This window comes from Pseudarthrobacter sp. MOO14 (assembly GCF_058267675.1).
This window is the reverse complement of sequence record NZ_CM177849.1, coordinates 2,686,788-2,711,143: the sequence shown is the minus strand read 5'-3', so window position 1 is coordinate 2,711,143 and position 24,356 is coordinate 2,686,788. Positions and strand designations below refer to the sequence as shown.

The following is a 24,356-nucleotide window of genomic DNA, read 5'->3' as shown; positions in this document are numbered from 1 at the left end:
ATGCTACGTGGCCGGTCCGGAGTTGTGGAGCGTGTTCGCCACAGGGGAAACATGGGTCTTCGCGGAATAATGCCGCGCCCCCTCCAAAGGACCTGGGACACCGGGCATCAGCGGTCAAAGGAGTACATCAAAGAACCCTTGTCCCCGGCCGGGTGTTGCGCCATTCTTGGCCATAACAGCGGGCCTGGCCGCTTCAACGGGAGCAACGAGGGCAGCGTGAACCAACAGGGAGGGCGGGAGATGCCGAAGGTGGACCTGGAACGCGTCAGGCGCCCGGCGGGGGTTGCACTCGCGGCGGGCGGGGTTTGGCTGATCGGCATCAGCCCGGTGCCGGGGGTATACCTTGAGCCCGACGCTGCGCGGCGGCTGGACATGCTCCGCAAAGGGCAGCGCTGGTGGGTGGCGGGACAACATGTCGCCGCGGCGGGAACCGCTGCCATGCCCGCGGCGTTTGCCCGGCTGGCCCTCGCCCTCCCGCCGGGAAGGAGCAGGGCACTCGCCGGCACAGCCGCCGTCGCACTTGCCGCCGGAGCGCCTCTGTTCGTCTCCGAGCTTGCAGTGCGAGCATCGGACCTGGAGCGCTTCGCGGCGCGCCGCTTCCCGGCATGGCCCTTCTACGCCTATGCGTGGCTGCATGTGCTCGCGCTCGGGTCCCTCTCCGGCGCCCTGGCAACCTTGCCGCACCGGAAAAAGGAAGCGGCAGCGGTTGGCCTTGCCAGCGTCGGATGTGCGGTAGTGCTGGCGAAAACAGGCGATATTCCGCCTTTCGTGTTCTATGTCACCGAGCAGTTTGCTGCCGGCAGCCTGCTGCGCCGTGAATCGCGCCGCGGCGAATCCCCGGGTGCGCTGCGGGAGTAATTCCGCCCATACCCTTATTACGTGCCGCAGACAAAAGCCCTGCCTCCCCAAGGCGGGAAGCAGGGCTTTTTAGCCAGGTTGGCTCCGTAGCTAGGAATTTGCCTTTTGGTAGGCCTCCTGGATTTCAGCCTGAATTCGGCCGCGGCTGTTAACGGTGTAGCCGTTATCCCGGGCCCATTGCCGGATTTGCGCCGAATCGTGGCTGCGGCCGCCGGTGGGAGCCTTGGCCCGCTGGGCGGTGCGACCTCCGGTAGCCTTGCGTGCAGCGTTAATGAACCTCTCCAGTGAAGACCGAAGTTCAGCGGCATTGGCTGCCGACAGGTCAATCTCGTAGTTGACCCCATCGAGGCCGAACTTAACATTCTCGTCTGCGGATCCCCCATCCAGATCATCAACGAGGATGATGTTTACTTTCTGTGCCATTAAAAGTCTTCCTCTTGCTGGAAAGTTCGATTTTCAGAAAAGCAGGATGTTTCCCTAAAAAGTATGACTCTTATGTTGGCAACGCGTCAAAGCGCCTTTTGGTTCCCGGTGGATAAAGGCGGAAAGTCGGCGGGGATTTAATCTATTGCGATTCCGGCCGGGGGCCGTCGGCGGGCCGCGCCGGGAGCGAATCCGCCTCGGCCTGGGCACGGGCCTCGGCCTGGCGCTCAGCCTTGTCCGCGTTGAAGATCGCCTTCATGGCAAACCAGAAAATCAGGCCCACCACCAGGGAGGGAAGAATGACGGCTACGTATTCCATGGTCAGTGCCCTTCGGGCTTCAGCAGCGGGAACAGGATGGTTTCGCGGATACCGGCTCCGGTGAACAGCATCACCAGCCGGTCGATGCCCAGGCCGATGCCGCCCATGGGCGGGGCGCCGTACTCAAGGGCGCGCAGGAAGTCCTCGTCCAGCTGCATGGCTTCGACGTCGCCGGCGGCCGCGTGCAGGGACTGCTCGGTGAGGCGTTCGCGCTGGATGACGGGATCGATCAGCTCGGAAAACGCGGTGCCGCGTTCCATGCCGCCGATGATCAGGTCCCAGGCCTCGATCAGCCGGCCGTCCTCACGGTGCGGGCGGGCCAGCGGCTGGGCCGAGGGCGGGTAGTCGTACACGAAGGTGGGGTTGAGCAGGGTGGGCTCCACGATTTCGCCGAAGAGCTCAACCACCAGCTTCTCGGCGTCCCACTTGGGATCAACCTTGACCTCGTGCTTGGCCGCGAGCTCGCGGAGCACGTCCACGGAGGTGTCCGGCGTAATGTCCTGCCCGACAGCCTCGGAAAGCCCCGGGTAGACGGGCAACCAGGCCCAGTCGCCGTCGAGGTTGATCTCCCCCGCCTCGGTCTGCAGCACGCGTCCGGCCCCCACGGCGTCCGCGGCGTCAAGGATGATCTCCTTGATCCGTTCGGCCATGACGAACTGGTCAGCCCAGGCCTCGTAGCACTCAAGGGTGGTGAATTCGGGGCTGTGGGTGGAATCGACGCCCTCGTTGCGGAACACGCGGCCCATGTCGTAGACGCGGTCGATGCCGCCCACCACTGCCCGCTTGAGGTACAGCTCGGTGGCGATCCGGAGGGTCATCTTCTGGTCGAACGCGTTCATGTGGGTCTCGAACGGGCGTGCCAGGGCGCCGCCGTGGACCAGCTGCAGGATGGGCGTTTCCACTTCCACGTAGCGGTGGCGGAACAGCGTTTCGCGGATGGAGCGGGTGATGGCGGCCCGGGTGTAGACCATTTCGCGGGCTTCGTCACGGACCATCAGGTCCACGTAGCGCTGGCGGACGCGGGTTTCCTCGTTCAGGTCCGCGTGCAGGACGGGCAGCGGGCGGAGGGCCTTGGATGCCATGGACCAGGATTCGGCCATGACGGAGAGTTCGCCGCGGCGGGAGGAAATTACCTCGCCCTTGATGAACACATGGTCGCCCAAGTCCACCAGGGCTTTCCATTCCGCGAGGGCTTCCTCCCCCACGTTGGCCAGGCTCAGCATGGCCTGCAGGCGTGTGCCCTTACCGTCGGTGCCGCCCTCCTGCAGGGTGGCGAAGCAGAGCTTGCCGGTGTTTCGGACGAAGACCACCCGGCCGGTGACGCCCACGGTGTCGCCGGTGGTGTCGTCCGCTTCGAGGTGGGCGTACTTTTCCCGGATCTCGGCGAGGGAATGCGTGCGTTCCACTCCCACGGGGTACGCCTCCGCGCCGCGCTCAAGAAGTTTGGCGCGCTTTTCCATGCGGATCCGCATCTGCTCGCTGGCGTCGAGGGGCTCCGGGGCGTTCTTGGGCGCGGGGGTGTTTTGGGAAGTCACAATCATCAAGTTTACCGGGATTTGGCCACCCGGACTTTCAGCTGGCCCGCAGGCTTGCCCCCTAGGATGGGCGGGTGAAAGAACGGGTACTTCCAACGCACGACGGCGGCAGGCTGGCTGTCTACAGCTACGGCACCGCGGATGCGCCGGGAGAACGGCGCGTCGTGGTGATCGGCGGCGCGTTCCTCACCGCCTCGATCTACCGCCCCTTCTCGGTGGAACTGGCGAAGGGTCTGGGCGAGGGCTGGGCGGTGGACGTGTACGACCGGCGCGGCCGGGGCAACTCCTCCGAGCAGCCGCCTGGCTACTCCATGGCCACCGAAATTTCGGATGTCCGGACCGTGATGGATGCCACCGGTGCCCGGAACATTCTGGGCCACAGCCTGGGCGGGGCGGTGGCGCTCAACGCCGTCCAGGAGTTCACTGGCACCGGGTACGTGCCGGACAAACTCGCGGTGTACGACGCCGCGGTGAACATCGACGGCAGCATCGACACCGCCTGGCTGGACGGATTCGAGGACGCCGTCAACAACGGCAGGGTTGGCCGCGCCCTGGCGTACATGGAGAAGGCCACCAGTCCCGGCTCCGTCATGGCACGGATCCCGGTTCCCGTGCTGGCCGGCCTGATGGCCGTGCTGTCCCGGACCAAGGTGAACACATTGTTCCGCGAGGTGATGCCCAGCGGAGTGGGTGAGCTGCGTGCGGCCTTCGACGAAAAGGACTACGCGCGGGACTTCAGCGTGCTGCCGGCCGGCACGCATTTCATGGCAGGCGGGAAGAGCCCCGGCTACTACAAGGTGACCGCGGAGCGGCTGCACGCAGCCGTTCCGGGCAGCACCCACCAGCTCTCACCCAAATGCTTCCACGGCTCCATTCCGGCGGCGGTCAAGGAGCTCGTGGCTGATGTCTCCACGTACTTCACCGGCGGGAATCCGGCCGGGCCGCCCCGCCCGGATTCCTCCGGAGCTATCCCCGTTCCCCGCGGCTGAAGCCCGCCAAGGCAGCCTCCCCCAGGTCCCGCCACACGGTCCGCGGCTTCGGTTCTTTGCTCCGGTCAGCCAGCCAGTCGCCCCAGGCGGTGATGTCCTCCCCGCCCGCGGCGGCCACGGCGTCACAGGCGAAGCCGACGGCGGCCGTCCCGTCACGGAGCTGGACCGACCCGAGCAGCATTGGCTCGGGAAGGGCGGCCAGGAACGTCCCCAAGGCCGCGGGCGGCAGCAGCCACCGCTCCCCGGCCAGCTCTGCGCCGTCGTCGGACCGGTACACGCCGGGCTTCGGCGGCACCGTGTCCAGTGCCACCATCCGATAGCGCGCAGAAGTGCGAACGGGCCCGTCCCAGAAGGCGCCGAGTTCCTCAAGCTCGCGGGCCAGCGGCTGGCCCTTGCGGTGCGCGCCCACCACCACCAGCGGCAGGGCCGTTGCGCCGGCGGCGACCGGCCAGGGAATGGGCGACGACGGCCGGGCGGCTCCTGCGGCTGCCTCCAGTCCTGCGGCACCAGGCGCCGCCCCGGCCGCGAAGAGTCCAGGCTGCGCGGGGGTGGTTTCCAGCCGGCGGGCGATGTCCGCCGCCACGGCGTCATCGAACGCCCGGCCCACCACCGTGACGCCGAACTGGGCGCCGTCCACCCCGCCGGCCGGGACAGCGACGGCACAAAGATCGAACAGGTTGCAGAAGTTCGTGTAGGTGCCCAGCAACGAGTTCACCCCCACCGGATCCGCGGCAACCTCGGCCAGGGTGGGGTGGAACGGCGCCGTCGGAACCAGGAGGGCATCGAAGCCCTGGAGGCGGCCCATGGCGGTGGCCTTCAATTCCTCCAGCCTGGCGGTGTCGGCGACGTACCGGGAGGCGGACACCGTGCCGGCGGCACGGATGATGCCTTCCACGGTGGGATCGATGCCTGCCCGGCCGTCCGTGCCGGCGTCGTGCTTTGCCAGGAAGTCCCCCACTGCAGCGTGGCGTTCGGCCACCAGCGCTCCGTCGTAGAGCAGCCGTGCTGCCTGGAGGAACGCGTCGAACTCGATCGCTTCGGCATCCACCCCGCTGGACCGCAGGCGGTCCACCTGCCGCTGGAATTCCGCAGCCCACTCAGGCGGCAGGGCCGGGAGGCTCGCGGGGTAGGCCACCCGGGGCCGGGACGGCGCTGCGAGCTTTGTGTCCGCGGGCCACGCCCGGGCACCGCCGGCCATGATGCCCATGGCGAGCTCGGCCGTGGCCAGGTCCCGGGCGAAAATCGTGACGGCGTCCCAGGACCGGCAGGCCGGCACCACCCCTGCCGTGGAGACCACGTTCAGCGTTGCCTTGATGCCCACGATGCCCTGCAACCCGGCGGGAACCCGGCCGGATCCTGCCGTGTCGGTGCCGATGGCGATGTCCACCAGTCCCAGCGCCACGGCCACGGCGGACCCGGAGCTGGACCCGCCGGAGATCCGGTCCGGCCGGCGGGAGTCCCGGACGGCGCCGTAGGGGCTGCGCGTTCCCACCAGGCCGGTGGCGAACTGGTCAAGGTTGGTGGCGCCGAGGACCAGGGCACCGGCGGCGCGGAGCCGCGCCACGGCTTCGGCATCCTGCTCCGGCACGTAGGCGAAGCCGGGGCAGGCCGCCGTGGTGGGAATCCCGGCCACGTCAACGTTGTTCTTCACGGCCAGCACCAGTCCGGCCAGCGGCAGGTGCGCACCCCGGGCAACGGCGGCGTCGATGGTTGCCGCTTCGGCCAGGACGTCCTCGCGGCCGCGTAGCATTATCCAGATTTCCGGGCGGTCCACGGCGCCAACCGCGGCCAGTGCTGCCTCGGCGCGCCGCGTGGCGGCGCCTGCGGGTGCCGGGTTCATACCGTGGCCCCTTCCAGTTCCAGGTCCTCCACCTCGAGCAGCGCAAGGTCGCTGCCGCCGAGGACAACCACCGCCTCCCCGGCAACCACCTGCGCACCCGCCGTGGGCAGGACCCGGAGCACCACGCCGTCGCACGGCGCCTCCAGGACTGTCTCCATTTTCATGGCCTCCAGTGACACCAGGGGCTGCCCCTTGGCCACGCGGTCGCCCTCGGCCACATCCACCTTCCAGACGCTCGCGGCGAACGGGGCGGAGACCAGGGACCCGCCGTCCGGAACCACCACGTCATCTGCTGCGGGGGCGGCGACGGCGGCGAGCGCGTCGGCACGGTCGAACTCGCCGGCGTCAGCCCATGCCTGCCGTTCCACAGCGAAAGCCGCACCCTGCTTGTCCCGGAACGCCTCGATGGACGCGCGGTTTTCGGCCAGGAACTGTTCGTGCTCAGCGAGCGAGAACGTGCCGTCCTCGATCTCCACGCCGCGGCCGCGGCCGGCCGCCATGTCGGCGCGCAGGTCCAGGAGTTCCTCCGGGCTGACGGGGTACCAGGAAATCCGGTCGAAGAAACGGAGCAACCAAGGCGATCCGGGTTCGAACGGAGCGGAATCGGCGTACCGGGACCACACCTGGGTGGTGCGGCCCACGAACTGGTAGCCCCCGGGGCCCTCCATCCCGTAAATGCACATGTACGCACCGCCGATGCCCACCGCGTTCTCCGGGGTCCAGGTGCGCGCCGGGTTGTACTTGGTGGTGACCAGGCGGTGCCGCGGATCCAGCGGCGTGGCCACAGGCGCACCCAGGTACACGTCGCCCAGGCCCAGGACCAGGTATTCGGCATTGAAGACGGTGTCGAAGACCTCGTTGACGGAGTCCAGGCCGTTGATCCGGCGGATGAACTCGATGTTCCACGGGCACCACGGTGCATCATCCCGGACGCCGGCCATATAGCGTTCGATCGCCTCACGGGTGGCGGGGTCGTCCCAGGACAGCGGCAGCCGGACGGTGCGGCTGGGAACCACCAGCTCGGAGCTCGCCGGCAGGGCTGCCTCGACCTCCTGGACCAGGCCCAGCAGCCGGCGGGTGGACAGGACGGACGGGTCCACCTTGATCTGCAGCGACCGGATACCCGGGGTCAGGTCAACAATGCCGGGCACCCGGAGCGCTTCGATGTGCTGGTGCAGGGCGTGGACCCGGGCCCGCAAGCCCAAGTCCAGCACCATGTCGCCGTATTCGACCAGCAGGTTGTCATCGCCGGAGCGGCGGTACGTGACCGCGGGCCGGCCGGAACCTTCCGGCACCCGGCCCAGGACGCCGTCGTCGCCATCTCCGCGGACCGGCCCCGGCGCTACGGCTGCCGCTGCCGGAAGCTTCAGGGCGGCACTGCCGGACCAGCCGGCGTCGCCCGGGAGGACCAGTTGGCGGCCGGGTCCCAAGTCCGCGGCCGACGGCGCCTGGCTGGCTTTGATGGGCACGAACCGGACCTTGTCCCCCGGACGGAGCTGGCCGAGCTTCCAGCGCTCGGCCGTCACGACGGTGACGGGGCAGACGAACCCGCCCAGGCTGGGCCCGTCCGGGCCAAGCAGGATGGGGGTATCGCCGGTAAAGTCCAGGGCGCCCACCGAGTAGGCGGTGTCGTGGATGTTGGAAGGGTGCAGGCCTGCCTCGCCGCCGTCGGTCCGTGCCCAGCGGGGTTTGGGGCCGATGAGACGGACGCCGGTGCGGGCGGAATTGAAGTGCACCTCATACTCCGCGGCATACAGGTCCTCGATATCTTCGCGCTGGAAGAACTCGGGGGCGCCGTGCGGCCCCTCGGCCACGGCCAGTTCCCAGGTGGACACGAGGACGGGGCGGCTGTCGGCGGGCACCGCTGCAGCTTGGCCTGCGGCCGGTACCCCATCCACCGTGACCGCGCGGAGTACGTCGCCGGCGCGCAGAACCCGTCCGGCGTGGCCGCCGAACTGGCCCAGGGTAAAGGTTGACGCGCTGCCCAGGTAGGCGGGAATGTCCAGGCCGCCCTGGAACAGGATGTAGCCGCGCAGGCCCTTGCCGGTGGCCGTGCCGACGTCGAGCGTCCCGCCTGCCGGGACGGTCACGGGGGTCCAGGCGGGCACCTCCACGCCGTCAACGGTCACTGTGACCTCCGCGCCGGTGACGCAGACGGTGGTGGCATGCGTGAACACCAGGCTGGGTCCAGTCATGGTGAACTCCAGGCCCGGGACCCCTTCGGGGTTTCCCAGCGCAGTGTTGCCCAGGCGGAAGGAGAGGTCATCCATGGGGCCGCTGGGCGGAACGCCGATCTGCCAGAGCCCGGTGCGTCCAGGCCAGTCCTGCACGCTGGTCTGCAGCCCGGGTCGTTCCACGGTGATCCGCGGTTCGGGGTCTCCCACGTTGTCCAGGGTGCTGGTGGAGTGCTCGACGGCGCGGACCACGTCCATGCCGCTCACGGCGCGGAGCAGCCCTAGGTTGGTCTCGATGCCATCGATCCGGGTGTTGCCCAGCGCAACGGCGAGGCGGTCGAAGGCCTCGGTGCGGCTTGCGCCGGAGGTGATGATTTTGCCCAGGAGGGGATCGTAGTTGGTGGAGACGTCGGTGCCGGTCTCCACCCAGGCATCCACGCGTGCTTCCTCCGGCCCCGGGTAGGCGGCGCTGGTGACGGTTCCGGCGCTGGGCTGGAAGCCGCGTGCCGGGTCTTCTGCGTAAACGCGGGCCTCCACGGCGTGCCCGGATACCGGCAACGCATCGGGCACGTCCGCCAACACCGTGTGGGCTTCGGCGCCGGCCTGGGCGAGGCGGAGCATCCATTCCACCAGGTCCACCCCCGTGACGGACTCGGTGACGGGGTGCTCCACCTGGAGCCGGGCGTTGACTTCCAGGAAGGAGGCTTCCTTGCGGGCGGAGTCGTAGACGAACTCGACTGTGCCGGCCGAGCGGTAGTTAAGGGAGGCGCAGAGGGCGCGGGAACTGCGGTGCAGTTCCTCGCGCAGATCGACGGGCAGGTCCGGGGCGGGGGCCTCCTCGAGGACTTTCTGGTGGCGGCGCTGCAGGGAGCAGTCCCGGTCGCCCAGGCTGACCACCCGGCCTTCGCCGTCGCCAAAGACCTGGACCTCCACGTGGCGGGCGTTCTCCACATACCGTTCGGCGAAGACCCCTGCGGTGCCGAAGCTGGCACCGGCAAGCCGGGCGACGCGGGGGAAGCTGTCCACGAGCTCGGCCTCCGTGCGGCAGACCGTCATGCCGATCCCGCCGCCACCGCCGGTGGCCTTGAGCATCAGCGGGAACCCAATGGTTGCGGAGGCCGCGACGGCGGCGTCCACGTCCTCAAGCAGGCCGGAACCGGCGATCATGGGTACCCCGGCCGCCCGTGCGGCGTCGCGCGCGGTGTGCTTGGTTCCGAAGATCCGCAGCTGTTCGGGGGTGGGGCCAACAAAGACGAGACCTGCGGCTTCCACGGCCTCGGCGAAGGCCGCGTCCTCGGACAGGAAGCCGTAACCAGGGTGGATGGCGCCGGCGCCGGTTTCCTTTGCCGCGGCCAGGATCGCCTCCACCCGGAGGTAGGACTCCTTGGCGGGCGCTGGCCCCAGCAGCACAGCCTCGTCGGCGAGCCGGGCGTGCTTGGCGCCGCGGTCGGCCTCGGAGAAGACGGCGATGGTGCGCAGCCCCAGCTTCCTGGCGGATTCAATGATCCGGCACGCGATTTCGCCGCGGTTGGCGACCAACAGTGTGTCGAAGCGTTTCGTGGTGGTCACAGTGCAGCCTCCGGCCGGGTGACGATCATGCGGACGGGCGTGGGATTGAAGCCGTTGCACGGGTTGTTGATTTGCGGGCAGTTGGAGACGAGCACCAGGGTGTCCACCTCCGCCTTCAGCGCAACGCGCTTGCCGGGGGCGGACAGTCCGTCCACGATCCCCAGGGCGCCGTCCGGGTCCACCGGGACATTCATGAACCAGTTGATGTTGGACACCAGGTCCCGTTTGCCCAGGCCCCAGCGGGAGCCCTCGATCAGGAAGTTCTCCACGCAGGCGTGCTGTTCGCGGGTGTGCTGGCCGTAGCGCAGGGTGTTGGATTCCTGCGAGCAGGCGCCGCCAATGGTGTCGTGCACGCCCACTTCGTCCGCAACAACGGTCATCAGGGCAGCACCGGTGTCGGCGCGCAGGACCGAACCGGTGGTGAGGACGATGGACTGCTGCGCGGCGATGGTGGCTGCAGCCGAGTAGCGCACGGTGGTGTCCCCGGCTGCGTAGAGCAAGCAGTCAACGGCCTGGTTGCCTTCCAGGTCCACGATGGTCAGCACGTCGCCGGCTGCCACCACTGCCGACCAGGGGCCGCGGGCTTCGACAAATTCGTCCAGGATCAGGGTGCCGGGGGCAAGTGCCGTGCCTGCAGCGTCCGGGCGGGTCTCAATGGCGGTGTTCATCGGGCGTTCCTTGCGGTGAGATCGTGTTCGGTATTGAGCAGGGCCTGCAGGTGTTCCGGGGCCAGTGGGCCAACCAGGCGGCCGGCTTCGAGTTCGCGAAGGTCCTGCGGCGCGTGCCAGGCAAGGATGTCCACGGCAGTTCCGGTGAACTCCCGGCGGGGGTCCAGCGGGTGCGCTGTGTTGGCCAGGACCAGGACGGCGTCCAGGTGGAGAAGGAGTTCGACGGCGGCACCGGGGCCTGCGCTGCCGGTGAAGGTGATGCTGCCGGCCGGGTCAACGGTGATGCCCTTGAAGAAGGACAGCGACGGAGCGACGTCCCGCGGACCCATCCCGTTCTTCAGGGCGCCCAGCGTGAGCAGTTCGCGCGCCGCCGGAGATGCGCTGTGGACTGTTCCCGCACCGTATTTCGCGGTGTTGCCGGTGAGCGTGGTGGCGCCCGTCAGGGCATCATGCCGGGCGGAGGTATCGGCCACGATGGTGGCCATCAGCCGGCCGGCGTCGGACAGCAGCGGGTGCCCGGCAGCGGGATAGGCCTGCCACGGGACCTTGACGGTGTCGGCGACATTCAGTCGTTCGTGGGTGGCACCGGTCCGGTACAGGAGCGCGTGGACGCAGCCGTCGCCGGCGGTATCCGTGAGCCGGATCCGGGTGCCGCGGGCCCATGCCATGGTGGTGTAGCGGCCAAAGGCGAGGGACTCCGCCCAGGTGGGGGACGCGTCGTCGGGCATTCCGGACAGGAGGCGCCCTGGCGCGGAGGCGGCCGGGACGAAGCGCATGGTTTCGGCGGTCTTGCCGTGCTGGTCCCTGGCGTGGGCGCGGGCGCCGGCCGTGGTGGCGGTGCCGGCGGCGGCCGTTTCGATGGTCTGTGTCATGGTCGAGGTCCTGGTTGTTGTCGGGAACGATGGGAATCTAGGGCTCAGGCCTTGGTGGCTGCGAGGTTCCTGCGCCGGACCCAGACGCCCAGGAGGAGGACGGCGGCGACCATGAGCGGTGCGGACCACAGGAGCAGCCCGTTGTCGCCGGAGGGGTCGTACACCTCGGGCCGGGGCCAGGCGAGGTTGACCACCATGAGGCCTCCGTAGAGGACGGCGAGGATGTTGACCGGCAGGCCCCAACGGCCCAGGGAGAACAGGCCGGCAGGCATGGTCTGGCCCACCCGCGCCCAGTCACCGCGGAGGCGGTTGATCAGCTGCGGGACGGTGACCAGGAGGTAGGCGATGTAAACCATCACGATGCAGACGCTGCACAGGGTGGTGAAGAGGGCAGCGTTGCCGACGTTGATGGCCAGCACGGCAACTGCCAGCGCGCCGATCACGATCGAGGGCCACATGGGCGTCCCGCGGGTGGGGTGAACGGAGGAGAGCAAGGCCGACGCCGGGAGCTTGCCGTCGCGGGCCATCGAGAATACGAGCCGGGAACCGGCGGTCTGGACTGCCAAGGTGCAGACGAAGATGGCAATGGCAACGTCAACCAGCAGGACCTTTCCCCAGAAGGTTCCCAGGACAGCGGTGAGGACGTAGGGCAGGCCTTCGGTGGCGAGGCGGCCGTCGTCGAGGCTGGGGGCGGCCATCAGGGCGGTGATGATCATCAGGGCACCGCCAATGCCGGAGATGAGCAGGGCGGAGAGAATGGTCCGCGGTGCGGTGCGGCGCGGGTCCTTGGTTTCCTCGGAGAGCTCCCCGGCGGAGTTGAAGCCCACCATGACGTAGGCGGCCATGAGCCCCGAGACCAGGAAGGCTCCCACGGCGCCGAGGTCCGAGCCCTCAAGGACGGTGGTGTCCGCCACCACGTCCGGACCGCGCTGGGCGGCGCTGATGAGGGCGAGGATCACGGCTGCGACGCCGACGATTTCGCAGGTGACACCGACGGAGTTCACGTGCGCCATGAGCTTGACGCCCAGGGAGTTGATGATGGTGGTGGCCACCAGCAGGACGGCACCCAGGATCACCGCGTTGGATGCCCCGGTGACGGTGTTGAGGGCGGGGTCACCACCCACCACCTGAAATCCGTCCCACAGCTGGGGCAGGACCACCTGGAGGGCGATGGCTGCGGCTGCCGCGGTGACCACCTGCGCGATGGCCATGAACCAGCCGGCAAACCAGCCCACGGCCTCCCCGCCGACGCGGCGCGCCCACTGGTAAACGGCTCCGGAGAGCGGGTAGCGGGCGGCGAGTTCGGCAAAATTGAGGGCCACGAGCAGCTGGCCCACCAGCACTACCGGCCAGGTCCAGAAGAACGCGGGACCAGCGAAGGAGTAGCCGAAGGCGAAGAGCTGGAAGATGGTGGTGAGGATAGAGACGAAGGAGAAACCGGCGGCAAAGGAAGCGTAGCGGCCGAGCTTTCGGTGCAGGGTGGGCTGGTAGCCAAGGGACGTCAGGTCTGCATCGTCCTGGTGGACGGTGGGAAGAACGGTGGATGTCATGGGAATCTCCGGGGCTGGAAAGGGATCTTGGGGGCGAAGCCTTCCGGCAGTGCAGCGCTCGGCCGAAGGCTGCGGATTACCGGTCACTTGATAGTTTTCCAGCGCGATGTCCCCAAACAGTTTCCCCTCTGTAAAAGGCGGATAGACATCTTGTTTCGGGGATATTTCCATCCCCTCACCGTTCCCGCAGGGCACCTTCGGGCCCGCTTTGCGGTGCAAGAATGAGTCGGTGACTTACGCCGGACCGGGACGCCCCCGCCACCAACAGCCATCACGGCCAGGCGCCACCGCCCGCGACGAAATCCTCGATGCCGCGGCGGAACTGTTCACCACCCAGGGTTTCGCCAGCACCTCCACCCGGTCCATCGCGGACGCGGTCGGGATCCGGCAGTCATCGCTCTACCACCACTTCAAGACCAAGGACGACATCCTTGAGGACCTGCTCGAGGGAACGGTGTCCGGCGGCCTGGAGTTTGCCCGGGCCGTGGCCGCGCTGCCCGCCGGCAGCGCAGGGACCGAAAGCCCGGCCGGGAGCCGGCTGCACGCCGTCGCACTGTATGACGGCACGCAACTGTGCAGCGCACGCTGGAACCTCGGCGTCCTCTACCACCTGCCCGAGGTCCGGAGCACGCGTTTTGCCCGGTTCCTGGCCGACCGGCAGGAACTGCGGCGGCTCTACGGGGAACTTGGCAGCGGCCTGTCGGCCAGCGCCTCCGGGCCGGACGGCGGCGACTTCACCTTCCGCCTGGTCGAATCACTGATCTACCTCCGCGCGGACGGTGCGGCAAACGCAGAATCGGCCCTGCAGGCGGCGGATGCCGGGCTCATCCTTTGTGGACTCGGCGCGGAGCTCCCGGCCATCCGCGCAGCCAGCAGGGAGCTGATCGGGCGGCTCGCCTGAGCCTGGCCGCACCGGCCAGTGATGCCCGCACCCGGCTTGCTCGGCTAGGCTCGGAACATGACGCGAGAGAACATCAGGACCCCCGACGGCGGCACTGTGGAGCTCTTCTCCACCGGCGCGGAACTCGCTTCGGCTGGTTCGGGCGTGGTGGTGGTGCCGCCCTCCATGGTGACGGCTGCGGACTACACCAAATTCGCCCAGAAACTGAGCGCCGCCCTGGGCCGGCCGGTGCACACGTTCAACCGCCGCGGCCGCGGCTCATCGTCCCCGCAGCCCGAGGACTACACGCTGGACGTGGACATCCGGGACCTGGACACCGTCATGAAGCACACCGCCAGCACTGACGTCTTCGGCCACAGCTTCGGTGGAGCGGTTGCCCTGCACGCGGCACGGACGCTGCCGGTGGAACGGCTGGCCGTCTACGACCCCGCCGTCTCGGTGAACGGCAGCGTCACGGCCAGCTGGATCGTGGAGTACGAACGCGCCGTTGCTGCCGGAGACGACGACCGGGCCCTCGCGGTGATCCAGCGCGGCCTTGAGGCCGGCGGCACGTTCTCCTCGCGCATGCCGCTGTCCATGCTGACGCTGGCCAACAAGCTGACCGCGGGCACCACGGAGGGCAAGCAGCAACGCGAACTGATGCGCACCGGCGTCCGCGAGATCAAGGCCATCATCGCCGCAGACATGCCGGCCGAACCGTTCCAGGCGCTCCCCCTGGAGACGCTGATCGTGGTGGGCGAAAAGAGCCCTGCCTACTTCGGCATCGCGTGCGGCCAGATCCACGACGTCCTCTCCGGCTCCAGCTACACCATCCTGCCCGGCTTCGGCCACGACGGCGCCATCAAGGCCCCCGACAAGCTGATCAAGGAACTGAGCGACTTCTTCGCCGGCTGATCCCGGCCCGGTTGGGCTAGTGGGCGCCGTGGCCCGGTCCGGCGCCTTCAGTCTTGCGCATCATTGCGGACAGCACGACGGCGGCAAGGGCTATGACGGTTGCCGTCAGGAAGGCGGCGCTCATCCCGGCGACGAGCCCCGACGTCGCACTCACCACGGCGAAGATGGACACGAGCAGCGCCGTCCCGGCGGCGCCGGCCACCTGCTGGGTGGTGCTCATGATCGCGGAGCCGTGCGAGTAGAGGTGCGGTGGCAGCGGGTTCAGGCCGGTGGTGAAGGCCGGGGTGAACAGCAGGGCCAGGCCGAAACTCAGCCCGACGTGCAGGGTGATGATCCACCACACCGCCGTGCCGGCGTCGAGCATTGAAAACTGCCAGAGCGTCACCACCATCAGGATGGATCCCGTCACGGTGAGCGGCAACGGGCCCACCCTGTCGAACGCGCGGCCGATCACCGGGCCGAGCAGCCCCATGGCCAGGCCGCCGGGGAGCAGCGCGAGTCCGGTTTCCAGCGAGCCCAGGCCCCGGACTTCCTGCAGGTAGAGCGGCAGCAGGATGACCCCGCCGAACAATGCCATCATGGCCACCACCATCAGCAGGACCGAGACGGTGAACATCCGGAATTTGAACGCACGCAGGTCCAGCAGCGGCGCAGCGGCCTTCTGCAGGCGGACCTGGCGGAGGATGAAAACCGCGAGGGCGGCCACGCCGATGACCAGGGCGGCGATGGCTGCGGCGCCGGGACCGGACTGGCCGCCGTGGCCGCCGCCGATTTGGCTGAGTCCGTACACAAGGCCGCCGAACGCGGGGACCGTGAGGAGCACGGAGGAGAAGTCCAGCTTGGTCTTCTCCGCCTCACCCACGTTGGTGAGGAATTTTGCGCCGATGGCCAGGGCCGCCAGCGCCACCGGCAACACGAACACGAACATGAAGCGCCAGGTGAAGTGTTCGAGGATCAGCCCGGAAACAGTGGGGCCCATGGCCGGGGCGACCGAGATGGCGATGCTGACGTTGCCCATGACCGCGCCGCGCCTGGCCAGCGGGACCAGGGTGAGGATGGTGGTCATCAGCAGCGGGAGCATGATGGCCGTGCCGCCTGCCTGGACGATGCGTGCCAGCAGGAGGACTTCGAATCCGGGGGCCACGGCGGCAAGTGCGGTGCCGCCGGCAAACAATCCCATGGCCAGCATGAAAACGGCCCGGGTGGACAGGCTTTGCAGGATGAAACCGGTGGTGGGGATGACCACGGCCATGGTGAGCATGAACCCGGTGGAGAGCCACTGGACGGTGGGTGCGTCCACGCGGAGGTCCACCATGAGCCGCTGCAGGGCGACGTTCATGATGGTCTCGTTGAGGATCACCACGAACGTCGCCACCAGCAGCGTGCTGATGATGGTCACTGACTCCCGGGACATCTTCTCCGGCGCAGCGGGCCCGGTGCCCGTGCGGGGTTCCGCGACGGTTCCTGCGGCGGGAACGGACTGGCCGCCGGCGTTGGGAGAGACTTCGGTAGACATGGGTGTTCCCTCAGGGGTTCTTGAAAGTGATGGGCGGTCGGCGCCGCTGCAGATGCCAACACTCTACCCGCTGGAGTAATTCCCCGGCACGGGAATTTCCCCTAAACCCTGAGGGAACAGTTGGGGCTTTAGGCTGTCTGGCCCGCGTGCCGGCCTTCCGAGATCTCCTCCACCAGCTTGCTGTTGAATGCCGGGAGGTCATCCGGGTTGCGGCTGGTCACCAGGCCTTGGTCCACCACAACTTCCTGGTCCGACCAGTTGGCGCCGGCGTTCTTCAGGTCCGTCTCAAGGGTGAAGTAGGACGTGACGTTCCGGCCCTTGATGACTCCTGCATCAATCAGCAGCCACGGCCCGTGGCAGATGGACGCCACCGGCTTGTGCTGTTCAAAGAAGCTGCGCGTGAAGGCCCGGGCGTCCTTGTCCACCCGCAGATGGTCCGCGTTGACAACCCCGCCGGGAAGGACCAGCGCGTCATAATCGGAGGGATTTGCCTCCGCCACCGTGAGGTCGACGTCGAAGGTATCGCCCTTGTCCGTGCCGTTGTAGCCCTGCAGCTTGCCGCTCTTGGGCGCCAAAAGGGTGGGCTCGCCGCCGGCGTCCTTCACGGCCTGCCAGGGACTGGTGAGCTCCACCTGCTCCACGCCGTCAGTCAGCAGGAATGCGACCTTCTTGCCTGCGATGTTGTGCTCCGACATAGCTCCTCCTTGCCTGAGGCGGACCATGCACCACTGCGGTGCCCGGATCCGCTTCCAGAGTTGAATTCCTGACAACTTCCACCCTAGGAAAGGTGAAAGTGATAAGCAAGCTGACTATATTGGAATCCACGTGACGCCGTGGTGGCGGTTCCTTCCCGGGACCTTCGACTCTGGCGGTGCGGCTGTCTGCGGGATTGGGGTACAGACAGGACCCGGTTTCCGGCAGTAAGGTTTCACCTACGCGCAGTGCTCTCGTAGCCGCAGCGGCCACCCCACGGGCCACTTCGGATTGGTGCAAGGAGGCCCCGATGACAGTAGAGCGAATGTTCCAAGGCGTCCCCTCGGACCCGGACCCGTGGATGTCCGGCGACACTCCCGAGGACGTCCGGCAGTTCGCCATCGAATCGCTCCGGTGGCAGGCGCAGGAGATCATCGATGAGGTGCTCTGCAGCAAGGATCCGCGGGAAGAGTGGGTGCGGGACCGGCTCCGCGGGTGCGTGGCCAGGAATCCCGGGCGTCCGGAGCGCGCGCTCCTCGAACAGCTCATGAACAGCCCGGACAGCCCGGGCTGGTAGCCCGGGCCATGTGACGCCGGGCTGCAAGCCGCCGGCGCTCAGGAACTCAACGGCATGTTGTCGATCAGGCGGACCGGGCCCACCTTGGCCGCGATGAGGGCCAGGGCGTCGCCGCGGAACGGGGTCTCCCTGCAGTTTTCCGCCAACGGCTCAAGCGTGCCGGGGTCCACCACGTCGAAGTAGTCCAGTTCCACCAGCGGCTGGGACTCCACCAGGGCCAGCGCCGATTCCAGGTCCAGCGGTTCGTGGGCATTTGCGCGCTGTTCCAGCAGCCGCAGTGCCCGGGACAGGACCAACGCGGCCTCCCGCTCGTCCGCGGACAGGAAGCGGTTGCGGCTGGACAACGCCAGCCCGTCCGCAGACCTCACCGTGGGCACACCAACGATCTCCACCGGGAAGTTCAGGTCCGCCGCCATCCGCCGCACCAAGGCCAGCTGCTGGGCGTCTTTCTGCCCAAAGTACGCCCGGTACGCCGGCAGTCCGCCGGGCAAAGCCGGGTTCGCGGACCCGGCCGGAAGACCGGCAGCGGGCACGCCGTAATGCAGCAGCTTCGCCACCACGGTCAACGCGCCGTCGAAATGGCCCGGACGCGACGCACCCTCCCACTTTTCGCCAAGGCGGCCGGAGGTGATCCGAACCAGGGGTTCCCCGTTTGGATAGACCTCCTCCACGGATGGCGCGAAGGCCAGGTCCACGCCCTGTTCCTCCAGCAGGGCAAGGTCCGCCTCAAGCGTCCGCGGGTAGCGGTCCAGGTCCCCGGCGTCGCCGAACTGCAGGGGGTTGACGAAGATGCTCGCCACCACCACGTCGTTCTGCTCGACGGCGGTGCGCGCCAGCGCGGCATGGCCGTCATGGAGTGCGCCCATGGTGGGCACCAGCCCCTGCGAGAGACCCTTCTTGGCGCCAAGGAGCCTGGCGCTCTCGGCGTGCAGGCCTGCGACGGTGGTGACGAGTTGAATGGACATTCAGTCTTCCTTCGGGTCGAGGGCCTCGCGCAGCCCCTTCAGCTGGTCGGGTTTGAGCAGTCCGCGGCCTTCTGCCCGCAGGGCTGTGGCCCGGGCCATCGCCAGGTAGGCTTCCAGCACGTCACCGTGCCCGCCGCCGTCGAACTCCCGCAGCGCTTCCGCGTGGGCACGGACCGTTCCCACGTCACCGCGGGCCACGGGGCCGGTCAGCGCGGATTCCCCGGAGGCCAGCGCGTTTTCCAGCGTTGCCCGCAGGAGCGGGCCGAGCATGCGCTCCGGCAGCTCCACCCCCACCTCGCGCAGCAACTGGGATGCCTGGGCAACCAGGGTGACCAGGTGGTTGGAACCATGGGCCAAGGCGGCGTGGTAGAGGGTCCTGTCCGCTTCGGCGATGGCCACCGGCTCCGCCCCCATCTCCACCACCAGGGCCTGGGCGATCGGCAGCATGGCGGCATCTGCGGTCACGCCAAAGGTGCAGTCCAGGAGCCGGGTAAGGTCCAGGCTCATGCCCGTGAACGTCATGGCCGGATGCAGGGCCAGCGGCACGGCACCGGCGGACCGCACCGGGTGCAGCACGCCCACGCCGAACCGGCCGGAGGTGTGGGCCACCAGCTGGCCGGGCTGCCAGGCGCCGAGCTTCGCCAGTCCCTCCACGAGGCCCGGCAGGGCGTCGTCGGGCACGGCCAGCAGCACCAGCTCGGCGCGCTCCACGATGTCCTGCACCTCCAGGATGGGAACGCCCGGCAGCAGGGCCTCAGCCCGTTCCCGGCTTGCGTCCGAGACCGCCGAGACCCCGACGACGGCGTGCTCTGCTGCGCGCAGGGCCGCGCCCAGCACGGCCCCCACCTTTCCGGCGCCGATGATTCCGACGCCGAGGCGTCCGGGTTTAGCCATGCTGGCCCTCCTGTTGGTAAGGGGTGCTGGTGGTCATAGGTCCCGCGGCCAGGGCAACCTGCTGGAGCCACTGTTCCGTGGTTTGCCGTTTCCGGGCCAGCCGGGCACGCGCAGACTGGTCGTTGAAGAGCTGCCGGGCCTCATCCAGACCCGCCTGGGCCAGCCGCGGGACGACGGGTCCGGCGGTGGTGTGCAGCACCAGGTCCGCCACCCGGAACCGCCGCGCCACGGGCCCCTGCTGCAGGGCCAGCGACTGCGTCCGCTGATGGGGAACCACCACCAGCTCACGCCACCACCGCCCGGAGCGGATCAACAGGGCCGTGTCCGTGGCGGCAAAGCCGTTGCGGCGCCACGCAAAGGGTGCCAGCAGCCAGGCCCGCCGCGGCGTGGTGATGAACCCGCCGTCGGAATCCCTGCCGTTCAAGCCGGCTGCAAAGACGGCCGCGGGCTGGTCAGTACCGGGGTCCGGCAGCACCAGGGAGAGCATGGCCAGGACGTCGGGAAGTTTACCCACCGGCAGGAGGATGGTCCGGGTATTGCCCTCGACGGCGTTGCCGGACTGCCCGTAACCGGCCACGTTCACCTGCATCCGGTACCAGCCGAACGGGCGCCACAGCGGGGACTGGGCCACTTTTACCGCCTGGATCCGGCCGGGCGGAAGGGTCTGCGCCTGGGTGTCCAGCAGCCCGTACCTCAGCCGGATGCCGTCCGGCGAGACTGCCGCCGTGAAGTTGTAGCCCCTGTTGAAGAAATTCCAGTAGCCGGCCGCCAGGCCCAGCACCGCCGGCACCAGGTAGAAGTAGAAGGCGCGGTTGTCCGTCACCGCGGACAGCACCACGGAGGCGGCGCCGCCCACCACCACGAAAAAGCTCTGCTCACTCAGCAGCAGCGAACCGAGCAGGCGCGACGGCGGGACGGCAAGTACCGGGAATTCCGGCTCCTCGGCTGCGGCCCGGGCCGGCTGTCCGGCACCGGAAAAGCCGGCCCCGGGCACGGCGACGGCTGCGGCACCCGACGCGCGGGCCAGGATGGTGGCACGCAGTTGGCGCGCATCATCGATCCTGAGGTAGGCGAGCCGCACCGCGGACTCCCCCGCGTCGGCCACCTCGAATTTGAGTTCGGCCAGGCCGAAGATGCGGGCCAGCAGCGGCTGCACGATGTCGATGGCCTGCACCCGGTCCAGCCGCGCCTGCCGGTGCTGGCGGAACAGCAAGCCGCTGGTGACCCGGACGTAGCCGCCGGACACCTGGTATTTGGTGAAGTACCAGGTCAGTACGAACCCCAGCACCGCCACCACCAGCACGGCCGCGCCACCGCCCAGGAGCCACGGAGCGCGCCGCCCCAGGCCTTCCTCGAAAACGGGCTGGCCCTGCAGGGCCCGTTCAAAAATGTCCCGCCCAAAGAAGAACGCAATGGCGGCCAGGGCAAACCAGCCCCTCACAAACGGTGACGCGGGGTGCACCCGCTGCCAGCCGTCGTCGGACTCGGCTGCGGTGTCCCGGCCGGCCGCTGCGGGCGGCACCGCCGGCAGTTGGCCGTCAGCGGTCACAGCCCGGCCAGCCTGGCTTCGCCGCGTGCCGTCAGCTCTTCCCTGAGCCGGGCGCCCTCAGCCACCGGCAGGCCGGGAATGCGCGCATGGGTTCCGGGCGAGGCGGTATGGAGCTTCAGCGTGCACAGGCCCAGGGCCCGCTCCACCGGCCCCACGGCGATATCCACGTACTGCATGCGCCCGTACGGCACGGCCATGGTGCGCTGGAAGAAGATGCCGCCCCTGACCAGCAGGTCCTCGTCCCGCTCGGCGTAACCGATGGCCCGGACCTGCCGCGGAATGAGCACCAGCCGCCACAAGGCCAGCACCAGCATGGCGGCCGGGACGGTCACGGCAAGCCACACAGGCGGCCAGGACCACCAGCCCAGGATGACAAACACCAGCGGAGCGGACAGGACCAGCACCGCAACCAGGTTGCCGAGGGCCCACTCCGCCAGCCGGACCGTGACGTACCGTGGCGACACCCGCTGCCAGGAAATACCGGGCGGGTCAATCGCCTCGGTACGCATATTCGCCTTCCCCGGCAGCCTCGCCGCGGGCAGGGCGGCCCTTGCCGTCGGTGCTGGTGGTGTCGCCGTCCTCCGGAGGGATCCGGCAGAACCGTTCCACCACGAGCCCCACCACGATCATCACCAGGCCGCCGCCGGCCATGGCCAAGGCAAGCCAGGTGATGCCCTGGTCGCTCCGCAGGCTCCAGATCCGCAACTGGTCCAGGACGATGCCCGCGTGCCAGCCCAGCAGGACCGTTCCGGCGTAGGCGCACGCCTGGGCGAGGATCAGTGTCCTTGCGGCCAGGAGCGGATCAAGTTGGGTCTTCTTTGCCTTGCTGCCGGGCTTGAGGCTGTTGCGCCACCGCACGACGCGGATGCCCAGGATCAGCGTGATGATGACGATGACGCCCATGGTGGCCAGCGCGGTGGCGGGAAGGACTGGTGTGGCAATGCTGTAGCGGCTGGTGACCACGGTCGCCGACCAGCCCGCGACGGCAAGGATGACGCCGATCAGCATCAGGCGCAGCGGGTTGATGGGTTTCATCGCGGCTCCACCGCTCCTGCCGTCGGCATCCCGTCGAAGTCCCCGAAACCGTCGAACGGCGCAAGGTCGCCGAAGTCCGGGGCACGGACCGCCAGGGCGCTGATCCGTTCCCCGCCCAGCATGGCGGCGGGTTCGATCAGCGACCACGGGTACAGGACGAAGGCCCGGGTGGCAGCACGGGGATGCGGGAGCGTCAGCGCCGGATCGTCACTGTGCAGGTCGCCATAGGTGATGATGTCGACGTCGAGCGTCCGCGGCCCCCAGCGGACCTCGCGGACGCGGAGGTGCTTGTTCTCCACCGCCTGGCAGTGCTCCAGCAGTTCCTGCGCACCCAGGCTGGTCTCCACGGTAATCACCATGTTCAGGAAGTCCGGCTGGCCGGACGGGCCGCCCACGGCTTTGGTCTGGACGATCGGGGAGACAGCCAGGAGCCTGACTTCCGGCGGATCCACGAGGTCGGCCACGGCTTCGGTCAGGGTTTCATTCCGCTCGCCAAGGTTGCTGCCCAAGGCCAGCACGGCCTTGGTGTAGGCGCGGTTCATGCCGGCTCCCCGGACAGGCCGTTGTCGGCCGGGACACGGCTCCGGTGGACGGTCACGGCGACGTCGCCAAAAGGCACTGCGATGGGAGCCTGGGGTTTGTGGAGGGTGATGTCCACCGCCTGGAGCGGGAATTCGTCAAGCAGGCTCTCGGCAATCCGCACGGCCAACGCCTCGATGAGGTTCAGGGGTTCCCCGGCGATCCAGTCGGTAATACGCTGCGCCACCTCGCCGTAGTGCGCGGTGTCCCGGACGTCGTCTGACTCCGCTGCTGCGGCGAAGTCAAGATAGAGCACCGCGTCCACCACGAAAGGCTGGCCCTCGCGGCGCTCAAAATCAAACACGCCGTGATGACCGACGGCGGTCACGCCCGTCAGCGTAATCCTGTCCATGGGGTCCCCCGGCCCTAGTGCGTCTTGGGTACGGCTTGTGGCGTGGGTACCGCTGCCATGCGGGCAGCGACCTTGACGGCGTCAAGGCTTGGCCCGACGTCGTGCACGCGGACTGCCCATGCGCCGCGCGAGGCGCTGATGGCGGTGATTGCCGCCGTGGCACCGTCCCGTTCCTCCGGAGCGGCGGACTTGCCGGCCACGGTGAGCAGCGTGCCCAGGAACCTCTTGCGGGAGGCCGCCACCAGGACCCGGTGGCCCAGGCTGTCCAGCTGGTCCAGGTTCTGCAGCAGCTCCCAGTTGTGGGCGTCGTTCTTGGCGAACCCCAGGCCGGGGTCCACGATGATCTGCTCGTGGCTGACTCCTGCGGCGTAGAGCTTGTCCCGCACCCCCGCCAGCTCGGCCACGACCTCGCCTGCCACGTCCGTGTACTCAGCGAGTGAATTCATGGTCCGGGCGTCCCCGCGGCGGTGCGTGAGGACGTAGGGGACCTTGGATGCTGCCACGAGCTCCGCCATCTCCGGTTCGATGGTCAGCCCGGAGACGTCATTGATGATGGCGGCGCCGGCCTTCAGGGCGGCGGCCGCAGTGGCGGCGTGGGTGGTGTCGATGCTGACCAGCGCACCGGCCTTCACGAGTGCTTCGATGACCGGCAGGACGCGCCGCTGCTCTTCTTCCGGCGTGACGTCCTCGGCACCGGGGCGGGTGGACTCCCCGCCGACGTCGATGATGTCCGCCCCTGCGTACAACATCCGCAGGCCGGCAGCGATGGCGGTGTCCGCGGTGGGGTGCTTTCCGCCGTCGCTGAAGGAATCCGGGGTGACGTTCAGGATCCCCATGACCAGTGTGCGGCCGGTGGGGAGGTCCTCGAAGCGGGCCGCCGGGCGGGGCTTGCGGAGGATGGGCAGCGGCGAGGTCGCGGGCCCCGTTCCGGGGGCTGCGGCTAGTGAATCCATGGTTTGTTACCTTCCGAGGATGAGGCTCATGGCCTCGGCACGGGTGGCCGGGTCATGCAGCTGCCCGCGGACCGCACTGGTGACGGTCTTCGCTCCGGGCTTGCGGATGCCGCGCATCGACATGCACATGTGCTCGCATTCGACAACGACGATCGCCCCGCGGGGCTTGAGGTAGCGGACCATCGCTTCGACGATCTCCGTGGTCAGCCGCTCCTGGACCTGCGGGCGGCGGGCGTAGATGTCCACCAGCCGGGCCAGCTTGCTCAACCCGGTGACCTTGCCGTCATGCGACGGGATGTAGCCAACGTGCGCCACCCCGTGGAATGGCACCAGGTGGTGCTCGCAGGTGGAATAGAACGGAATGTCCTTGACCAGGACGAGTTCCTCGTGGTCCAGGTCAAAGGTGGTGGACAGGACCTCGGCGGGGTCGTGGTGCAGCCCGGCGAACACCTCGGCGTACGCCTTCGCAACCCGTTTGGGGGTATCTACGAGCCCGCCGCGGTCCGGGTCCTCGCCGATGGCGAGGAGGATCTCGCGGACGGCCGCCTCGATCCGGGGCCGGTCCACTCTTTCATGTTTTGAGGACCGGTGACCGCCTTCCGCCAGGTGATCGGCGGAGGCGGAAACGTCGTCGTCGTCGAAGGAAGTCAC

24 protein-coding genes are annotated in these 24,356 nt (G+C 68.5%); 5 read left to right on the top strand and 19 right to left on the bottom strand.

The annotated features are described in order from the left end of the window. Positions 1-216 precede the first annotated feature (216 nt). Positions 217-858 carry a hypothetical protein gene (locus tag AC4EEV_RS12650; RefSeq protein WP_243835392.1) on the top strand — a complete coding sequence of 214 codons (642 nt, stop codon included), beginning with the start codon at positions 217-219 and terminating at the stop codon, positions 856-858. A 90-nt stretch (positions 859-948) separates the two neighbouring features. Here the strand turns inward: AC4EEV_RS12650 and AC4EEV_RS12645 are convergent, their stop codons facing one another. The 3 genes from AC4EEV_RS12645 to lysS all read right to left on the bottom strand — a co-directional run bounded on the left by AC4EEV_RS12645 (position 949) and on the right by lysS (position 3,141). Beyond that, a complete protein-coding gene (locus AC4EEV_RS12645; protein WP_018762634.1) occupies positions 949-1,281 on the bottom strand; it encodes a histone-like nucleoid-structuring protein Lsr2 in 333 nt (110 codons plus the stop codon). A gap of 142 nt (positions 1,282-1,423) precedes the next feature. Beyond that, positions 1,424-1,600, bottom strand: coding sequence for a hypothetical protein (locus AC4EEV_RS12640; RefSeq protein ID WP_018762635.1), 177 nt, complete (start codon positions 1,598-1,600; stop codon positions 1,424-1,426). A gap of 2 nt (positions 1,601-1,602) precedes the next feature. Next, positions 1,603-3,141 carry a lysine--tRNA ligase gene (gene lysS, locus AC4EEV_RS12635; RefSeq protein ID WP_018762636.1) on the bottom strand — a complete coding sequence of 513 codons (1,539 nt, stop codon included), beginning with the start codon at positions 3,139-3,141 and terminating at the stop codon, positions 1,603-1,605. A 68-nt stretch (positions 3,142-3,209) separates the two neighbouring features. Here lysS and AC4EEV_RS12630 point away from each other — a divergent pair, with 68 nt between their 5' ends. Next, positions 3,210-4,124, top strand: a complete 915-nt coding sequence (locus tag AC4EEV_RS12630) for an alpha/beta fold hydrolase (protein WP_491329107.1) — start codon at positions 3,210-3,212, stop codon at positions 4,122-4,124. Here AC4EEV_RS12630 and atzF read toward each other — a convergent pair. The 5 genes from atzF to AC4EEV_RS12605 are packed head-to-tail and all read right to left on the bottom strand — an operon-like array spanning position 4,102 to position 12,797. Beyond that, positions 4,102-5,964 carry an allophanate hydrolase gene (gene atzF, locus AC4EEV_RS12625; protein ID WP_491329106.1) on the bottom strand — a complete coding sequence of 621 codons (1,863 nt, stop codon included), beginning with the start codon at positions 5,962-5,964 and terminating at the stop codon, positions 4,102-4,104. The two genes, AC4EEV_RS12630 and atzF, sit on opposite strands and share 23 nt — an antisense overlap. Next, on the bottom strand, positions 5,961-9,707 hold the full coding sequence (gene uca / locus AC4EEV_RS12620) for an urea carboxylase (RefSeq protein WP_491329105.1): 3,747 nt from the start codon (positions 9,705-9,707) through the stop codon (positions 5,961-5,963). Before uca ends, atzF begins: the two co-directional genes overlap by 4 nt. Next, entirely contained in the window at positions 9,704-10,375 is a 672-nt protein-coding gene (locus tag AC4EEV_RS12615; RefSeq protein ID WP_018762640.1) for an urea amidolyase associated protein UAAP2, read from the bottom strand. Before AC4EEV_RS12615 ends, uca begins: the two co-directional genes overlap by 4 nt. After that, on the bottom strand, positions 10,372-11,247 hold the full coding sequence (locus AC4EEV_RS12610) for an urea amidolyase associated protein UAAP1 (protein ID WP_491329104.1): 876 nt from the start codon (positions 11,245-11,247) through the stop codon (positions 10,372-10,374). The genes AC4EEV_RS12615 and AC4EEV_RS12610 overlap by 4 nt, the downstream gene beginning before the upstream one ends. Positions 11,248-11,291: 44 nt before the next feature. After that, positions 11,292-12,797 carry an amino acid permease gene (locus tag AC4EEV_RS12605; RefSeq protein ID WP_491329103.1) on the bottom strand — a complete coding sequence of 502 codons (1,506 nt, stop codon included), beginning with the start codon at positions 12,795-12,797 and terminating at the stop codon, positions 11,292-11,294. A gap of 229 nt (positions 12,798-13,026) precedes the next feature. On the opposite strand from AC4EEV_RS12605, the gene AC4EEV_RS12600 reads away from it, so the two are divergent. Both AC4EEV_RS12600 and AC4EEV_RS12595 read left to right on the top strand, forming a co-directional pair. Beyond that, complete coding sequence (locus AC4EEV_RS12600; RefSeq protein WP_491329102.1) at positions 13,027-13,698, top strand: TetR/AcrR family transcriptional regulator; 672 nt, start codon at positions 13,027-13,029, stop codon at positions 13,696-13,698. Positions 13,699-13,755: 57 nt separating this feature from the next. Beyond that, positions 13,756-14,592: an alpha/beta fold hydrolase gene (locus AC4EEV_RS12595; protein WP_018762644.1), complete on the top strand. Its 837-nt coding sequence runs from the start codon at positions 13,756-13,758 to the stop codon at positions 14,590-14,592. 16 nt (positions 14,593-14,608) lie between these two features. Here AC4EEV_RS12595 and AC4EEV_RS12590 read toward each other — a convergent pair whose 3' ends face one another. Then, positions 14,609-16,108, bottom strand: a complete 1,500-nt coding sequence (locus tag AC4EEV_RS12590) for a DHA2 family efflux MFS transporter permease subunit (RefSeq protein ID WP_018762645.1) — start codon at positions 16,106-16,108, stop codon at positions 14,609-14,611. A 128-nt stretch (positions 16,109-16,236) separates the two neighbouring features. Beyond that, positions 16,237-16,803 carry a type 1 glutamine amidotransferase domain-containing protein gene (locus AC4EEV_RS12585; protein ID WP_018762646.1) on the bottom strand — a complete coding sequence of 189 codons (567 nt, stop codon included), beginning with the start codon at positions 16,801-16,803 and terminating at the stop codon, positions 16,237-16,239. A gap of 308 nt (positions 16,804-17,111) precedes the next feature. On the opposite strand from AC4EEV_RS12585, the gene AC4EEV_RS12580 reads away from it, so the two are divergent. Beyond that, positions 17,112-17,378 carry a hypothetical protein gene (locus AC4EEV_RS12580; protein ID WP_491329101.1) on the top strand — a complete coding sequence of 89 codons (267 nt, stop codon included), beginning with the start codon at positions 17,112-17,114 and terminating at the stop codon, positions 17,376-17,378. 38 nt (positions 17,379-17,416) lie between these two features. Here the strand turns inward: AC4EEV_RS12580 and AC4EEV_RS12575 are convergent, their stop codons facing one another. The 9 genes from AC4EEV_RS12575 to folE are packed head-to-tail and all read right to left on the bottom strand — an operon-like array spanning position 17,417 to position 24,356. Beyond that, positions 17,417-18,343, bottom strand: coding sequence for a 4-phosphopantoate--beta-alanine ligase (locus AC4EEV_RS12575; RefSeq protein WP_491329100.1), 927 nt, complete (start codon positions 18,341-18,343; stop codon positions 17,417-17,419). Continuing rightward, the gene (locus AC4EEV_RS12570; RefSeq protein WP_109044062.1) at positions 18,344-19,237 is read right to left on the bottom strand and encodes a Rossmann-like and DUF2520 domain-containing protein; all 894 of its coding nucleotides are present in this window, start codon (positions 19,235-19,237) and stop codon (positions 18,344-18,346) included. Continuing rightward, a complete protein-coding gene (locus tag AC4EEV_RS12565; protein ID WP_491329099.1) occupies positions 19,230-20,786 on the bottom strand; it encodes a PH domain-containing protein in 1,557 nt (518 codons plus the stop codon). Before AC4EEV_RS12565 ends, AC4EEV_RS12570 begins: the two co-directional genes overlap by 8 nt. Further along, positions 20,783-21,295, bottom strand: coding sequence for a PH domain-containing protein (locus AC4EEV_RS12560; protein WP_018762651.1), 513 nt, complete (start codon positions 21,293-21,295; stop codon positions 20,783-20,785). Before AC4EEV_RS12560 ends, AC4EEV_RS12565 begins: the two co-directional genes overlap by 4 nt. Continuing rightward, positions 21,276-21,821 (bottom strand): DUF3180 domain-containing protein, encoded by a 546-nt coding sequence (locus AC4EEV_RS12555; RefSeq protein ID WP_018762652.1) that lies wholly within the window; start codon positions 21,819-21,821, stop codon positions 21,276-21,278. The genes AC4EEV_RS12560 and AC4EEV_RS12555 overlap by 20 nt, the downstream gene beginning before the upstream one ends. Next, positions 21,818-22,363, bottom strand: a complete 546-nt coding sequence (gene folK, locus AC4EEV_RS12550) for a 2-amino-4-hydroxy-6-hydroxymethyldihydropteridine diphosphokinase (RefSeq protein WP_018762653.1) — start codon at positions 22,361-22,363, stop codon at positions 21,818-21,820. The genes AC4EEV_RS12555 and folK overlap by 4 nt, the downstream gene beginning before the upstream one ends. Further along, positions 22,360-22,752 carry a dihydroneopterin aldolase gene (gene folB / locus AC4EEV_RS12545; RefSeq protein WP_491329098.1) on the bottom strand — a complete coding sequence of 131 codons (393 nt, stop codon included), beginning with the start codon at positions 22,750-22,752 and terminating at the stop codon, positions 22,360-22,362. Before folB ends, folK begins: the two co-directional genes overlap by 4 nt. 14 nt (positions 22,753-22,766) lie before the next feature. Further along, entirely contained in the window at positions 22,767-23,705 is a 939-nt protein-coding gene (gene folP / locus AC4EEV_RS12540; protein ID WP_018762655.1) for a dihydropteroate synthase, read from the bottom strand. 6 nt (positions 23,706-23,711) lie between these two features. Beyond that, a complete protein-coding gene (gene folE, locus AC4EEV_RS12535) occupies positions 23,712-24,356 on the bottom strand; it encodes a GTP cyclohydrolase I FolE (protein WP_026264829.1) in 645 nt (214 codons plus the stop codon).

Coding starts and splice junctions, on each gene's coding strand:
- AC4EEV_RS12645 (WP_018762634.1), bottom strand. CDS start 1,281: ATGGCACAGAAAGTAAACATCATCCTCGTTGATGATCTGGATGGGGGA.
- AC4EEV_RS12640 (WP_018762635.1), bottom strand. CDS start 1,600: ATGGAATACGTAGCCGTCATTCTTCCCTCCCTGGTGGTGGGCCTGATT.
- lysS (WP_018762636.1), bottom strand. CDS start 3,141: ATGATTGTGACTTCCCAAAACACCCCCGCGCCCAAGAACGCCCCGGAG.
- atzF (WP_491329106.1), bottom strand. CDS start 5,964: ATGAACCCGGCACCCGCAGGCGCCGCCACGCGGCGCGCCGAGGCAGCA.
- AC4EEV_RS12615 (WP_018762640.1), bottom strand. CDS start 10,375: ATGAACACCGCCATTGAGACCCGCCCGGACGCTGCAGGCACGGCACTT.
- AC4EEV_RS12610 (WP_491329104.1), bottom strand. CDS start 11,247: ATGACACAGACCATCGAAACGGCCGCCGCCGGCACCGCCACCACGGCC.
- AC4EEV_RS12605 (WP_491329103.1), bottom strand. CDS start 12,797: ATGACATCCACCGTTCTTCCCACCGTCCACCAGGACGATGCAGACCTG.
- AC4EEV_RS12595 (WP_018762644.1), top strand. CDS start 13,756: ATGACGCGAGAGAACATCAGGACCCCCGACGGCGGCACTGTGGAGCTC.
- AC4EEV_RS12590 (WP_018762645.1), bottom strand. CDS start 16,108: ATGTCTACCGAAGTCTCTCCCAACGCCGGCGGCCAGTCCGTTCCCGCC.
- AC4EEV_RS12585 (WP_018762646.1), bottom strand. CDS start 16,803: ATGTCGGAGCACAACATCGCAGGCAAGAAGGTCGCATTCCTGCTGACT.
- AC4EEV_RS12580 (WP_491329101.1), top strand. CDS start 17,112: ATGACAGTAGAGCGAATGTTCCAAGGCGTCCCCTCGGACCCGGACCCG.
- AC4EEV_RS12575 (WP_491329100.1), bottom strand. CDS start 18,343: ATGTCCATTCAACTCGTCACCACCGTCGCAGGCCTGCACGCCGAGAGC.
- AC4EEV_RS12570 (WP_109044062.1), bottom strand. CDS start 19,237: ATGGCTAAACCCGGACGCCTCGGCGTCGGAATCATCGGCGCCGGAAAG.
- AC4EEV_RS12560 (WP_018762651.1), bottom strand. CDS start 21,295: ATGCGTACCGAGGCGATTGACCCGCCCGGTATTTCCTGGCAGCGGGTG.
- AC4EEV_RS12555 (WP_018762652.1), bottom strand. CDS start 21,821: ATGAAACCCATCAACCCGCTGCGCCTGATGCTGATCGGCGTCATCCTT.
- folK (WP_018762653.1), bottom strand. CDS start 22,363: ATGAACCGCGCCTACACCAAGGCCGTGCTGGCCTTGGGCAGCAACCTT.
- folB (WP_491329098.1), bottom strand. CDS start 22,752: ATGGACAGGATTACGCTGACGGGCGTGACCGCCGTCGGTCATCACGGC.
- folP (WP_018762655.1), bottom strand. CDS start 23,705: ATGGATTCACTAGCCGCAGCCCCCGGAACGGGGCCCGCGACCTCGCCG.